Annotated in this window: 9 protein-coding genes; 3 read left to right on the top strand and 6 right to left on the bottom strand. The window is 62.0% G+C overall.

Annotated features, from left to right (window positions below; translation table 11 throughout):
* Nucleotides 1–35: 35 nt before the first annotated feature.
* Genes G7067_RS04410 through G7067_RS04400 form a run of 3 tightly spaced genes read right to left on the bottom strand, consistent with a single transcriptional unit; the run spans nucleotide 36 to nucleotide 4,917 of the window.
* The gene (locus G7067_RS04410) at nucleotides 36–1,166 is read right to left on the bottom strand and encodes an Ig-like domain-containing protein (protein WP_166322288.1); all 1,131 of its coding nucleotides are present in this window, start codon (nucleotides 1,164–1,166) and stop codon (nucleotides 36–38) included.
* Nucleotides 1,163–2,650 (bottom strand): hypothetical protein, encoded by a 1,488-nt coding sequence (locus G7067_RS04405; protein WP_166322286.1) that lies wholly within the window; start codon nucleotides 2,648–2,650, stop codon nucleotides 1,163–1,165. The genes G7067_RS04410 and G7067_RS04405 overlap by 4 nt, the downstream gene beginning before the upstream one ends.
* On the bottom strand, nucleotides 2,632–4,917 hold the full coding sequence (locus tag G7067_RS04400) for a hypothetical protein (protein WP_166322284.1): 2,286 nt from the start codon (nucleotides 4,915–4,917) through the stop codon (nucleotides 2,632–2,634). Before G7067_RS04400 ends, G7067_RS04405 begins: the two co-directional genes overlap by 19 nt.
* A 508-nt stretch (nucleotides 4,918–5,425) precedes the next feature.
* Here G7067_RS04400 and G7067_RS04395 point away from each other — a divergent pair.
* The 3 genes from G7067_RS04395 to G7067_RS04385 all read left to right on the top strand — a co-directional run bounded on the left by G7067_RS04395 (nucleotide 5,426) and on the right by G7067_RS04385 (nucleotide 7,990).
* Nucleotides 5,426–5,791, top strand: coding sequence for a hypothetical protein (locus G7067_RS04395; protein WP_166322282.1), 366 nt, complete (start codon nucleotides 5,426–5,428; stop codon nucleotides 5,789–5,791).
* 655 nt (nucleotides 5,792–6,446) lie between these two features.
* Nucleotides 6,447–7,169, top strand: coding sequence for a 13E12 repeat family protein (locus G7067_RS04390; RefSeq protein ID WP_166322280.1), 723 nt, complete (start codon nucleotides 6,447–6,449; stop codon nucleotides 7,167–7,169).
* Nucleotides 7,088–7,990 (top strand): HNH endonuclease, encoded by a 903-nt coding sequence (locus G7067_RS04385; RefSeq protein ID WP_166322278.1) that lies wholly within the window; start codon nucleotides 7,088–7,090, stop codon nucleotides 7,988–7,990. The genes G7067_RS04390 and G7067_RS04385 overlap by 82 nt, the downstream gene beginning before the upstream one ends.
* 143 nt (nucleotides 7,991–8,133) lie before the next feature.
* Here G7067_RS04385 and G7067_RS04380 read toward each other — a convergent pair whose 3' ends face one another.
* The 3 genes from G7067_RS04380 to G7067_RS04375 form a co-directional block, all read right to left on the bottom strand.
* The gene (locus G7067_RS04380; RefSeq protein WP_166322276.1) at nucleotides 8,134–8,451 is read right to left on the bottom strand and encodes a hypothetical protein; all 318 of its coding nucleotides are present in this window, start codon (nucleotides 8,449–8,451) and stop codon (nucleotides 8,134–8,136) included.
* Between the two features lie 391 nt (nucleotides 8,452–8,842).
* Nucleotides 8,843–10,309: a DUF7507 domain-containing protein gene (locus G7067_RS14085; RefSeq protein ID WP_244301328.1), complete on the bottom strand. Its 1,467-nt coding sequence runs from the start codon at nucleotides 10,307–10,309 to the stop codon at nucleotides 8,843–8,845.
* On the bottom strand, nucleotides 10,231–14,367 hold the full coding sequence (locus tag G7067_RS04375; protein WP_166322274.1) for a DUF7507 domain-containing protein: 4,137 nt from the start codon (nucleotides 14,365–14,367) through the stop codon (nucleotides 10,231–10,233). Before G7067_RS04375 ends, G7067_RS14085 begins: the two co-directional genes overlap by 79 nt.
* Nucleotides 14,368–14,571 lie beyond the last annotated feature (204 nt).

Raw genomic sequence — 14,571 nt, 5'->3', positions numbered from 1 at the left:
GAACACCGCGGGGTGGCTTATCTGTGCGAGGCTACCTACGCCTCTTCAACTTCGCGGCGCTTGCGGCGCAGGATCAGGATCCCGGCTCCAAGCCCGAGCAGCACAGCCGCGATGGCGGCGCTCAGCCCGATCGTGCCACCGGTGACAGAGAGGCCACCAATATTGAGGCCACCCTTTCCACCGTCGACAACCGCGTTCCCGTCACCGGTGTCGGTCGGGGGTGCCGGCAGCACGGTGATCGTGGTGTTCACGACCACGGACTGACCGAGATCATCCACCACGGTCGTCGCGAACGACACGGTACCCACGAACCCGGGCTCTGGCGTGTAGACCACCATGCCGTCAGCGTTGAGCGCAACTGTGCCGTGGGCGGGCTGGGTGAAGCTCGCATCGGTCAACGGCTGCAGGTTGGTGCCGGTGACCACGCCGAGCACGTCGATGGTCACGCTTTCGGTGCCCAGTTCAACGGTCTCGGTGATGTCGCCCTTCGAGATCGGTGCGGCCTGGACCGTCACCGTATACGTGACCGTGGTCTCCTGATCGAGATCATCAATATAAGTGACATCGAAGGTATACGTGCCCGGATCAGCAGTACCCGCTTCGAACACCACCTCACCCGTGGCCTGATCAACCGTCACCGCGCCACCCGCAGGCGATATCGCGGATGCCGTCGCGGACTTCAGGTTCGCCACATCATCAATGATCGGGGTAAACGTTGCCGTACCACCCTCACCAATCGTCATCGACGACTTCACATCAATCATGAGCTCGCCCTGCACCGTCACCGAATACGCGGCAGTTGCGAACTGGCCCACCGCATCCGTATACGTCACGGTGAACGAGTAGGTGCCAGCAGACGCAGAACCTGCGAACTCAATGTCACCATTCGCATCAATCGACGCCATGTCCGCGTTCGTGCCACCGATCACACCCGCAGACGCAAGCCCGGCAGGAGTGACGTTCTTCGGGAAGGTGTGTGTCACACCCAGCCCCACGGTCGCAGAGTTCCCCGTCGCGACGGGTTTCGCCAACACGATCGCCGTGTATTCCTGCGTCGTGACCTGGTTCAGGTTGTCGGTGTAGGAGACCGTGAACGTGTACGTGCCAGGCGTCGCTTCCGTCCCGCCAGCAGCGTTGAACGTCACCTCACCCGTGGTCTGATTCACCGCCACCTCCCCCTTTCCGGGGCGGTGGTCACCGTGGCGGACTTCAAGCCACTATCGGTGGTCAGGGTCGGCGTGTAGGTCGCGGTCGCTTTCTCACCGATCGTCTTCGACGCAGCCTCAGGCGTTGCAAAGGTCACCGTGATCGGCTTGTACACCGTCACCTCAACCGTCGCGGTCTTCTTCACACCGAGCACGTTCGTCCACGAATACGTGAAGGAATCCACAAACGATGCCTGGTCCGCATACTCGGCAGGCCAGGTAGCAGGGGCGGTGTACTGGATCTTTGACAGACCCGACGTAGCAAGCTGTACCTGAGCGGTACCGTGTGTGGGCTGCGACTCCACCGCAATGGTGTTCGCTGCCGTAGTCCCGGCCATCGCGATACTGCCCGCGGTCACCGGATACGCGAGTGTGTCACCCGCGGCCACATCAATCAACACCGGGGTTGAGGCCGTCATGCCTGCTGCGGCGGTCTTATCGACCAGGATCGGGTCAGCAACCTCTTCCTGATACAACACATCCGTCGCAGGACTCTGATATGTCTGCCCGGGCTCGGTCACGATGGAACCGGCGAGCTTCTTCCAACCCGTCGGGGTCTTGAGCCGCACCTGGTAGGTGTCTGCCCCCACGAGCGGGAACTGGTACGTGCCATCAGCGGCGATATCGGTCGTCGTGACCACCGTGCCGTCAGGAGCCACGAGTTCAAGACCGGCCGTGGTTGCAGGCCAGGTGCTGTCACCGGCAGACACTGAACCGTCGAAGTTCAGGTCACGGTACACCTTGCCGCTGATGTTCACTGCGGAGGACTTGAGCGGGCTCGACGAAGCCGCGGACGACTTCAGGTCGCCGCCGGTCTCAGCGATCAACCACGACGAGATGGTGTTGTTCACCTTGCCGTCAAGCGCGAGCGACGGAGCCGATACCTTCACCAGCGCCGAACCCGAAGCGCCGATCGGCATCCCGCCCTCAACTGTGAACCTGAGCGCGGTCACGGTCTTCAGGTTCGCGGGAGCGGTCGCGGTCCAGGAGACCCCGGTCGCAGCGTTCTCGTTACCGGCCGTCGCCACGGCGGTCTGCACCTGCACCGCAGGATCAGTCGTGTACTCGATCGTGACAGGCGCGACCGAGGGAGCCGCCATCGACGCCGAAACAGACTTCAGCTCGACCTTTGAACCGCCAAACCCTGTCGATCCGCGATTGTCACCATCAAACGGCAACACATCAACAAACTGTGCCGAGGTGAAGTTCTTGATCGACGCGTTCGCGAACGAGATCGTGTATGCCATCTCCTCACCCGGGCCAACATAGCCTGGGGTTGCGGTCGAAGCGATCTTCTGATTCTTAAACACCGCCGCACCCGCGGTGACCAACTGCGGCAAGTAGGTCTTGTCCTGAGCCTTCGCCGTCGCGGACGCCTGAGTGTTGCCCTCGTACGAGACCACCGACCCGTCAGACGGGGAATCGATCACGACCGTCGCCGCCACAGTCGCGGGGGAGTGTCGAGCGACACCTTCACCGTGACCTGGAGGGCGTTCAGGAACGTCGCGTGACCCTGATACGGGGCAGGGCCAGCGTCTCCACCTGCAGCGTTCAGATTACCCAGGGTGTACACAATCGTTGCGGGGGTTCCCGTGGCGCAGTTCGCACCCGGAACACCGGGGGTGAGCTGCGCGTTTGCCGGCAACACACTCGCGACGGGCTCGTAGCACGCGTTCGGCATCGTCACGGTCACCTTGGTATCCGCAGCCGCCGTCGTTGCATTGCCGACCGGGCCGATCACGATGGGCGTGATCTTCAGGTTCACCAGATCACCACGCTGCGCGTTGCCCGCAGCATAGGTTTCACCCTCCACCTTCTGCCACGCCACCTCGGCTCGCACGAGAGCGTCAGATGCCTGGACGTTGCCGCCGGAGCTAGTCGTTCCGCTGCCGCTGTAGACTGATTTCACGACGGTACTGGACGCTGATCCGTACTGCCAGAACCAAGGCATCCTGGTACCAGTTGCGAGCCCCGCCGAAGCCAGAGTGCGCTGCAGTGGTGTAACGAGCGCAATCGTGGAGTTGGGAGCAAGCGGTTTCAGGTACTTCACCCGCACACTGGTTACTGCCGCCATTCCGCCGGGAAGCTGAGCGGCGTCATTCACCCAAGACATCGCCGGGTCTGTGAACGAGTCTCGAGCCTTGCGATCTGCGTCGTCTACGAACACGAAATCCGTGTATTCGACGACGTAGTCATTTTCATCCAAAGCGGTTCCGGAACCGGGCGCATAGAGGCTGGTGGCCGCACCCGACGGCGCAAAACGAAGGGTCGGCTTACCGACGAGGTTCATGAGAGTCGGGTCCCAAGCCATCGAGCCGTAAGCCCCGTTCGCGGCATCCTCGGCCGAGCCAGCGTTAAACAACCCGTTTACGGCCATGAAGTTCTGACCAGGAACAGCTGCCTTATTCTGCAGCCCACCGGCCTCAACCTGCCCGTGGAAGTCACCAAACATAAATGAGGAACTTGAGCTCCAAGAGGCACCCAGTGTTGGCGCGAGTGACACGCCGGCCACACGAGTCGCGGGCGATTGAGTGCAGTTGAGTTGAACTCCAGCAGCGGGATTCTGACATGCAGCGCTGGGCTCTTGGCCGGGTGCGAACCCGGCACCAAAGTTTGACTGACCGGAAAGCGAGTCCGGGTCAAAGCCCGAAACTTGCTGCCGTAATTGCACGGTCGCCCCCGGTGCAATATATCCTTCGTAAGGTAGGAAAGTGTAGATTTGGTAGGCATTGCCGCCGGCCATCGTTGCAGGCATTCCCGTGAGAGTTCCGGCGTTGAGGAAGTTGGTAGTTGCGCCGGTCACTGTGTAGGTGATTGGCGTACCTGCTCCACCAGGCTGGGAGGGCGTTATCGTGCCTGCGCCAGCGACAACAGTTTGTGTATCAGGAATCACTCCAGCCGGGACATCAACGGTGAAACTGAAGGGCGATTGGAGGGCTTCATAGCCAAAGAAGGAGGGGTTGGCTGGGTCCTTTGTTGCCCCCAAATAGACTGCCAAGTTGAGGCGAACCCCACGCGCACCGTCGAGGGTGTAGCCGAGAGTAGGGATCGACCCGTATACGGAAAGCTCGGTCTTCGGTGTTGCCGAGACCTTCACCGTGGTCGAGGTTTTGCTCAGCCCGTCAACGTCGACCTTCAATGCGATATCGGTGCCGTGGGCGACCGATCCGACTCGCGCCGAGATCGTGAGCGCTGCGGGGCCACCGGCCATCACACGATCACACGTCAGCACGTTACCGGCAGCGTTGATGTTACCTGCCGTCGGTCCGGTACAGTTCGTGGCGGCCGCGGACGACGCGTCAAACACCATGCCCGCGGGCAGCGTCATCGTGTACACGGAAGATCCTGACGCTGCTTCCGAGCCGACAACGTTCCAGGTGATCCTGTCTTGCGCACGCACAATCCCGTTGTTCGGGCCGGTGTCGTGGCCCGGATCATTGTCGTTATCAAACGGCGCGCTGCCGTCACTCAGCACCGTCACGTCAACGTTCGTGACCGCGGTACCGGCAATGGCCGGTGCGGCGACCGCGAGCAGCGATCCGCCCCCACCAGTGTTGCGGTAGCTGCGAGAGCCACCCCCCGCCGAAGAGCGAGCGTAAACGGACGTCGTCGCTTCCCTGTTAAGTCGATTTTCAAACGAGCCCCCAAGCTTGGTCGCATTATCTAGTTCCTGCCTTCGTTGTACTTCAGGGATGACACGATCGTGTTCCATCCACGTGCCCTTAAGCCCGGGGCGCTTGGGGAGCATTGCTCCCGCCCACCCCTTTGGCACCAGTACCTAGACAATGCACTGTCGAAAATAAAACGCGTATTCAAAAAAATTTCCAAATTCCACAACAGTTTGATGATTCCCCTTTGAAACCACTCACCATAAACATGCACGAGCGTGCCTGTTGCGGACCATTCCCCCCGCAGCAAAATCATGCCGTATAAATAGCTTCTTCACGAATCCACCCTGCCCGACGCCCAGCCGCACGCGGGTTTCGACTCGCTCTGGGGCAGTGACCCCAGCAGCGAACGCGAGAAAACGCGATGCGTTTCTCTCCGAGCATTCGCTCCGCTCGCTCACCCGGCGGGGCGCCCCGCCATCCACGTCAATCTGCGCGCCCCACGTCAACCTGCACTGGGAAGTGCGCGTAGGCATACCGCGAGCATCGGAACCAGCCCGCGGCAGGCACGAGGTTCGGGCCATCGAGCATCGCAGACACCGCCGCCGGGGCGTGGGCGAATTCTTCGATGGCAACGTCGATGAAGAATCCCTCGCCCCAAATCAGTGGGGTAACCGGGGCCCAACGCTCGTCGACATTGCGGCGCGGCTTCGTCTCCTGTCGCAGGATGCCGACGTGGTGTGGGTAAGGGTCGGGCTTCACCCGGATGTCGAGTTGGACGAGCCCGACGGGGACGTGGCCGCTGAAGCGATCCTCATCACGACGACAGCTCCGGCGGCGGACCTGGAAGATCGAATCAATGTGACATGGCTGTGCAGCGATGGCATCTTCGAGTCCGACGATAGTTCCTTACTTGACTACTGTGAGGTCCCCGAAATCTCTGGCAACGAACGGATCGTCTTCCTCCTCTGGGACTGAGAGTTATCTGATGCCAACGCGCAGCGTCGAATAGAAACCGAATCGCATCTCCGAGATGCTCGTCCGCGCGAAGCGGTGCTGCGTCACACCCTCGCACCAGAAATGCTGGCGCGCACCTCCTGACACCCCACACAAAGGGCCTGCGTTTCTTCCGCTCCCCGCTGCCGAGTGAGTGTGCGAGATCAAGATCCTCTGCCTTCTTTCAGCACGGTGCCTCCTGCGCTCACTGGGCCCGGCATTGGGGGTGGCACCCCAATAGCTGCAGGACGCAACCTGGGCAGAGCGGTCTGGCCCGGCACCAGCGGGGCAGCGGCGCGGCCCACCGCCGATTGAGTGAACGCAGTGAGTCGAAATCACCCCGGCCCCGGGATTTCGATACTTCGACAAGCTCAGTACAGCGCTCGCTGCACTCACCCGACGAGGCCGCCACCCCAACCGTCATCCTGCGCTCCGAAGGAGTCGCAGGATCCTCGCGTCAACACACCCCCTCTTGTGGATAACCCACGCTCTCCACAGATGCACACCCCGCGGTCCGCGGCAAACACGATCCCCCACAACATTCCGTCTCGTTCTTTGTTCAAGAATCTTCCTCAGATCGGCCCGTTTCTGCGGTTTTCCGGCCATGAATGTCGGAGGTCCCGTGTTGAATGAAACCATGTTCACCACCACATCCACCCCGCCAGGCGCAGCGCCCCATACCGGCGCTGCTGCCGGTGCTGCTGCCGGTGCTGCCGGTGCTGCCGCGCTGGTGGACGCGGTCACCACGATCGACCCCTACGACGCACTCTCCGCCACCACCGACCTCCTCGTCTCCCTCCGCTCCAACATCCACGCCCTCCACGCCCTCGAAGCGACCGTGCTCGCGGCCGGACACCAGATCGCGCACCGCATCGCAGACGCAGACGGCGGGCAGGATCACGGCGAGTTCGCACACCGCGCCGTCGCAGCAGAACTCGGCCTCGCCGTCCACGAATCAGACCGCGCCATGACCATCAAGATCAACCACGCCGTCACCCTCGTCACGGACTACCCAAACACACACGATGCACTCCTTACCGGGCGCATCTCCCACCCCCACGCCCGCACCATCATCGACTGCGGCACCAACATCACCAACCCCACCCAACGCAGCAGCTATGAAACCATCGCGTTAGACATCGCGGAACGAGAAACCATCGGCAGGCTCCGCCCCTACTGCGTGAACTCGCGGAACAATACACCGAGAAACCCATCGATGAACGACACCGGGACGCGAACGAGCTCCGCTGCGTGTATGTCCAAGAACTCGACGACGGCATGTCACAACTCACCGCGATCCTTTCCACCCCCATCGCGGTCGGTATCAAGGACCGTCTCAACCAGATGGCGAAGCGGGTGAAACTCAAAGAGATCGCCGACCGGCGCGACCAGCAACAACACACCAACACCGGGGCTGATACCGACACCGACGTTGATCCAGACACTGAGGTGCTGCCGGTGCGTGGCCTGGGGCAGATCCGCGCGGACCTCTTCACCGACATGCTGCTCTGCGCAGACCCCAGCGAGACCGCCGCGAGCGGCGAGACCGGACTCGGCGCGATCAGGGCACGAGTCCAGGTCATCACCCCACGCTCACGCATCACCCCACGCTCACGCCTCACCCCACGGGCAGGCCTCACCCCAAACCACTCCGGCACGGGGAACACTCCGGACGCGCACACCACTCAGGACCCCCGTCCCGCTCCCGCATCCCTCGCCGGGCACGGCCCGATCGATACCGCCACCGCAAGGTTCCTCGCCAGCACCACCCCCACCTGGGACGACGTCACCATCGACCCCGATACCGGGCGGGTGATCAAAGTCGACACGTACCGGCCCTCAGCAAAACTCCGAAGATTCTTGAGAGCCAGAGACCAGCACTGTCGCTACCCCGGCTGCCGCACCCCACTCGACCTGTGTGACATCGACCACACGATTGATGCTGCACTCGGCGGGGAAACCTCAAACACCAATACGGCTCATCTCTGTCGCAGACACCACACCTTTAAGCACCACAGCAAATGGACCGTGACGCAAGATCCCGACGGCACCCTGAACTGGGCGAGCCCAACCAGGCGCGACTACCGTGAACCCCCACCCAGCACCGTCAGATTCCAACACTACGGAAGCCGCGAACCCGAACCAAACCCCGAAGAGGCAGACCGGGACCACCCGTTCTGAACGGTCGCCACACCCACAACACTCGATGCCCTTCACGCCGCCCGCATCCTTCCCCGTCATTCTGCGCGCAGTCGCAGAATCCTCGCTGTCTGACAGCACTCCTATGGGCGAGGCAGGCTGGGAGGGGAGGATCCTGCGATCCGCTACGCGGCCGCAGGATGACGTGGGGGCGCAGGGTGATTTGGCCATCCATTCGAGTGTCCTATGAACAAAACCACCGGATTCTCAACGTGGCGCAGCTCTGTCAATGCCTTAGGGGTGATGGTTTCTGACCATTCCTTGTAATCACTTGTTCCTGGGGAGAACGGTGTGAAACGCGACGCCTCCCACGAAAACACTGGATAGCTCACGACATTCGAGGCTTCCTCCGAGCGTTTGCTCATCGCCTCAAATACGTCATCATCGACATCGTCTGCCCAGTCTTCAAAGAGAGGCGCCGCTTTGCCTTCCGGAAAGCTCACGCTTTGGAGCGTCGCGCACGAACAAGGGGTCGACCTTTAGCCGGACTCTTGTTCGTGCGGAAGATACAGCCCAATATCGGCAAGCACTCTGCACTCAGCACTCAGTCAAGTCACATGCGTTCTTGTCGAAATAGTGCCGGTGAATCGCATTGTCAGTGCTGGGCGCGCGCTCCCAACAACCTTCGCCCGCTCTCCGGGCAAACCAAGAAAACTCCCGCTGGATAGCCTGGGGGGCGACATCCAGCGGGAGCTTTCTTGGAGACGCGAGACCGCCATTGGCGCTCGTGTCTATCGCGCAGCGTGCTAGAGGGGGAATAAGCAACGCTGCGCGAGCTTATGGGGTCACACCCCGCCGGTTGAGCGCGCACACTCCGCCGGCGGGGTGCGACCGCTACGCGTCCTGACGCCGCTTCCTGAGCGCCAGGATTGCGCCAGCGAGGAGCAACATGCTGCCAAGCACACCCACCCCGACGGCTCCCACCGCACCCGTGACCGCGAGGAGGCCCTGTGGACCCTCAACGAGCTCGGGTGCCGGTTTCACCTGCGGCACCGTCTTCTCATCCGGCACGAACACGGCCGGAACAGTGTTGCTGGTGGAGGCCGTAGCGTTCACCGCCACGCCGAGCCGGGTGGTGCCTTCGCTGAGCGCGGTCGCGAGCACATCGGTGCCGCGCATCGCATCAGTGAAGGGCACACGCAACTCAACCGTGGCCGTCTCACCCGGTGCGAGCATGCCATCCTTGCCCGGCCACGCCACCGTCAGCTCAGAAGCGAGAGAGTGTGACAGGGCCACATCCTCGAGCGTCTGGTTGCCGGTGTTGGTGGAGCTCAGGCTGTACAGGATCGCGTCGCCCGCAGGATCCAGCTCGCTCGTCATTGCGAGGTCGATGGTCGGTGCGCTCACCAGATCAACCGTGGTGGATCCGTCCTGTGTCACGGCACTGCCCTTCGGCGAGGTGCCGCTGGTGACCGCATCGACGCTGATCTTGCCCGCATCAATGTCGTCTTGCGTGACAGTGACGGTGGCAGTGCCGGTGACGGACTGACCGGGAAGCAGCACCTTCTCGTCGCCAGGCCAGCCATCAATCGTGATGTCTGACATGCCGTCGGTCGGGCTCGTGATCTCTGCTCCGGTGATCGTCTGATTGCCGGTGTTGGAGATGACGATCTCAACGGTGACTTTGTCGCCCGGGCGAGTGGTGTCGGCGTCGTTATCGAGCGCGCCGCCCACGCTCAGATCGAGGCGGGGTGTCACGGCCAGCGTGACGACGCCTTCCTCTTCGACCGTGTTGATGCGATCCGGCACCTGGGAGTAGCCCGACGCGGTGACCGGGTTGGTCGCTTCGCCCGCGTCGATGACCTCCTGGGTCAGCGGAGACGTTGCGCTCAGCTGCACGCTTGCGCCCGGCGCCAGGTGGTTCATGGCACCAGGATCCGGAGTCACCACGTATTCGTAGTCACCCGACTCCTGCAACTCACTCACCACGTCGATCATGCTGAGATCAACGTTGCCGCTGTTGGTCAGCGTCACATTCCAGGTGACCAGCTCACCGGCCGCGACCGTGTCGGGTGCATTACCTTCAACCTGCAGGCTCAGGCCTGGGATCTGGTTGCGGAAGCCGAAGTCGTGCGGTCCACCCGATCCAGCCGGCGTGCCTGCGTCAAAGGAGGTGTCCATCCATTCGCCCGTGGTCTCGGGCAGGCTGCTCTCGTCCACGCGCAGTGCGTACTCGTCCACGTAGATCCCCGCGAACGTGTACACGCCGTCCTTGCCGGTCTTCACCGTCTCAACAACTTTGCTGTTCTGCAACAGCTCGACGGAGACTCCGGCGAGTGGGGGTTCGCCAGCGTCACGCACACCGTTGCCGTTGACGTCGTCCCACACCAGGCCGGTGACCTTTGCGGGGATCGGTGTCTGGGTTGCCGCCGTCGCCTGCACCTTGGTGCCCTGGGGGTGGTGCCGCTGGTTGCCGCAGTCGCGGAAACCGTGGTGCCACGCATCGCATTGGCGACGGGCACCACCGCGGTTGCGGTTGCGACCTCTCCCGGTGCGAGCACGCCGGCCTTGCCGGGCCACTTCACGGTGACCTTCGCCGCAGGATCGTGCGACAGGGTCACCCCATCGAGCGTCTGGTTGCCCGTGTTGGTCGCCGTGATCGTGTACCCGATTTCGGCCTTTGCGGGATCCAGCTTGTCGGTCATGGCCAGCGCAATCGTCGGCGCACCGGTGAGGCTCACCGTGGTCGAATCGGTGTCCGTTACCTTGTCACCCTTGGGCGTGGTGCCCGAGGTTGCAGCATCGATCGTGATCTTGCCCGCATCGATGTCTTTCTGCGTCACGGTGACAGTCGCCGTACCGGTGACGGATTCGCCGGGGAGCAGCCCCTTCTCGTCGCCAGGCCAGCTATCAATCGTGATGTCTGACATGCCGCCGGTCGGGCTCGTGATCTCCGTGCCGGTGATCGTCTGGTTGCCGGTGTTGGTGACCTCGACGGTGACGGTGACCTTGTCGCCGGGGCGCACGGTCTGTCCACCGTTATCGAGTCCGGCCGCGACCGTGATGTCGAGGGCAGGTGAGCCCTTCAGTGTCACACTGCCGGTGGCGGTGTCAGTGTTGACGCGGGCGGGCACATCGGAGGTGCCTGCCGCGGTAACCGGGGCCTTCACCACGCCGGCATCGATCTGCGCATGCGTGAGCGGTGAGGTCGCCTGGATCTTCACCGACTCGCCTGGAGCGAGCGTGCCGGGAGCTGCAGGATCGGGCCACACAATCTCGCCGACACCCGCGAAGCCGTCAAGCGTGCTCGCGAGGTTCACGTCGGTGAGCGATGTGTTGCCGGTGTTCGTGATCGTCGCCTCCCAGTTCACGTGTTCGCCGGCAGCAACCGTGCCGGGTGCCTTGCCGGTGACGTCAACGGTCAGTGCGGGGAGCTGATTGCGGAAGCCGAAGTCCTGCTCCTCGAGCGGAGTTCCTGCGGCAACATGGATGGTGTTTCCGCTGGATGAGTAGGTGCTCATCCATTCGCCGGTCGTCGCAGGCAGGGTGTCGGTGTCAACCTCGAGCGTGTATTCGCCCGCTTCCTGGTCGGCGAACACGTATTCGCCATCAGCGTTCGTCTTCGTGGTTTCCACGATCTTGCCTCCGGAGAGGAGGTTGACGGTGACACTCGCGATCGGTGCGTCGCTTTCGCTCCGCACACCGTCGCCATCCTCGTCGTTCCAAACGAAGCCGTTGACGGTGTCATCGTGCACAACGACCTCGACCGGCTCGGCCTGCGCAAGACTCGAGGCGCCACCGTTCAGGCTGGCTGAAAGGGTGTTGCGGATCTTGTCGCCGTTGCGCATATCGGTGGTGTTGAAGAGGAGGTTCAACGAGCCGAGGCTGTCGGGCCCCGAAACGAAGTTTGCGAGCGATACGCGGACGGCGGTCGCCGAAGCGAGCTGCTCAGGCGTAGCCTGGTCGTACGCGATCCACGTCACCTTGTCTACCGGCGGGGCGGTACCAAGCAGGGTACGAATCGTCTTGTCTGTGGTGATCTCGAGCGTCGCGCCCACCGCCGGTTTGGTTTTGAGCGTCGCTGAGACGAGCTTGACATCGCCGTGAGTGTTCGTGCCGCGGTAGTCGCCGGTGTACGGCAAGACGTCAACGAAGGTCGATTTGCCCTGCGACATCGTCAGCGTGTTGTACCAGCTGATGTCGAAGCTCGCCTGGTTGCCGCGCCACACGGTCGGTGTGGTGGTGGTCTGGTCGTACTGCACCACACGGTTTTCGTTAACGGTCACGGTTGCTGCGGCCCAGCTGACGCCGGTAAACCTGAGCTGAGGAATCGGGTTCAGGCGGGCTTCGACGCGCATCTGGTGGCTTTCAGGAGCCGCAAGTGACGTCGTGAAGTTGATCTTGATCTCCTTCACTACGTGCCCGAACGTCACCTCTGGCAGGTACGTGAAGCGCAGTATCGTGCCGGAGTACACCGCTTCTGTGGAGTCAAGGCGCCAGGCGGGGTCGAGATCCGTGAGGTCGATTGATTCGGGCAGCACATTGTTGGGGAGAGACACGAGTGCCGTCGCCTGAGTGACGCTGATCCGGTTGTCAGGATCCTCGCCCTCGAAACCCACCTGGATATTGGGGGTAAACACGGCCTGCAGAGATTCACCGGCCGTGATGGCGGTGGCCGGGCTCACAGTGCCCATCACGGTGTTCTTCTTGAAGAGTTTCACGCCGTAGCTGGCGCTGCCCTTTTCCAAGCCAAGGGTTGATGACTTCGAGAGAGTGAGGCCTGAATCCGCGGTGAAGGAACCGTTCATGGTCACTTCGTAATTGTCATACTGGCCGGCATTCGCAGGAATTGCCTTCGTGATTTTGAACTGCGGCTGGGCTTCCAGCGTCGTGTTGCTTACATCACCTGGGCCCGGCTGGTAAGTGCCTCCGTTCGCGAGGTACTCAAGCCGCAAACCCGTCACATCATTGATGTCACCGGTGTATTCCGCACGGGGCACCCATGTTGGGGTGGCGACACTCGCGTCGTCGGTCGTGTAGAAGGCTTCATAGTCCGTGCCTTCCTGCAGCGCAATCTTGACGCCTTCGGCCGTGAAATTGAACCCCGCCTCCGGCTGCAATACAAGCTCATCGGTCTTCCAACGGTAGATCAAGCTCGGGCTCGTCAGTGCATCTGACGTGAACTTCCGCGTTGAATTACTGAAACTTCCCGGTGGGCGCAGGAAGACCCGAACTCGGCTTGACACCCCAGGCATCGGGGCCGTAGCGCCGACGAAGTACGTCTGCAGATCGGCGCTACTCGCTACAGAATCTTGCTGCCTTTGGAGGCGAAAAGAGGCATCGTAACCATTCTGCACCTCAGCGGTTCTGTTCCCGTTCACCAGCCAGTCGGAGCCCTCCGTCTTGGTTGAACTCATACGGATATTCCTGAGGTCAGGCGCGTAGGGCACATCTTCGAGCGGCAGGAATAAGTTCAAGGTACTGCTCGCAGACGGCGCTCCCGGAGACATTCCACTCATCGAGAAGTTGATCAGGCCCTGCGTCAGGTCGACGCTTTCCAGCTTCGCAGAAACACCGCTCGGGCTGCTCGATCCGGCGACAACCGCGAACTTCTGCAAAAGCTCATTTCCGCTGCTTCCATCGGGCTTGGTGACCTTGAGCCGCGCGGTGACGTAGGCGGGAGAATCCCACTGCAGCGGGATATCGCCGGGCTCATTGATGACCGACATGCTGGTAGTAAGGTCAAAGCGACATGCCGGAACAGCGCCCGCACCGAAATCGTAGGTGGTCTCGGTGCAGCGTCCCCCATCGGTGTCGAGTTTCACTCGCTCCCGATACACGACGGTCAGCGTCTGCCCGGACTGCACGGTCGCAACCCCATTGCCGTCTTGCACGGTGAGCTCCGGTGAATACGGCGCGTACGAGCTTCCCAGCTTCTGCAACACGGTTGCGCTCAGGCCGCTGAACTCGATCCGCTGCTGCCCTGTCACCCCAACAGCAGGGGTGAGCGTCACGGCGAGCTCTCGGGAGGAGTTAGAGATCTTGTATGTTGACGTGTAGCCGTTGGCCCCAGTTGGCTGGTTTGCTCCGGAGCTGTCGACAGAAGCGGCGTTCCACACCCAGCCTTCAGGCAGGGTCTGGGTCAGCGTCACGCTGCTCTCGCCGCTCAGGGTGACACCCCAGTTAAGCTTCGCGGAGTTGCCAGCGGCGATGAGGCCATCAGTGATCGATTTGTCGCCCGGCACGTTGCTCTTACCGTCACTCGTTACGACGATGCTCACGTCGCTCGCGCCACCCACGGGGGCGGGATCCTCCGCGCGAGCGACGCTCGGGGCGAGCGTCGCTGCGCCCGTCGCCACCAGCATGACGGCCAGGGTGCCGCCGACTATTCGATACGCGATCGATCGCGCATTTCTCATGTGCTCTCCGAGCCTCATGGATTGTCTCCTCTATGGTTAACGCACGGCGTGCAAAAGCGGCGTGCAATATCTCTCCATAGACCAAGACGAAGGAAACCCCGAAAAATAACGCAAAACGAAAAATAAATTTACGAATGATGGTGAACCCGCATGTTTCACCGAAATCGTGACGCAATTCTCACTCGAATCGAACGATCTATTCCC

It is taken from the genome of Leucobacter insecticola (assembly GCF_011382965.1).
Classification (GTDB): Bacteria; Actinomycetota; Actinomycetes; order Actinomycetales; family Microbacteriaceae; genus Leucobacter; species Leucobacter insecticola.
Note: the sequence above shows the minus strand (reverse complement) of the source record. Positions and strands in the feature narration are given on the sequence as shown.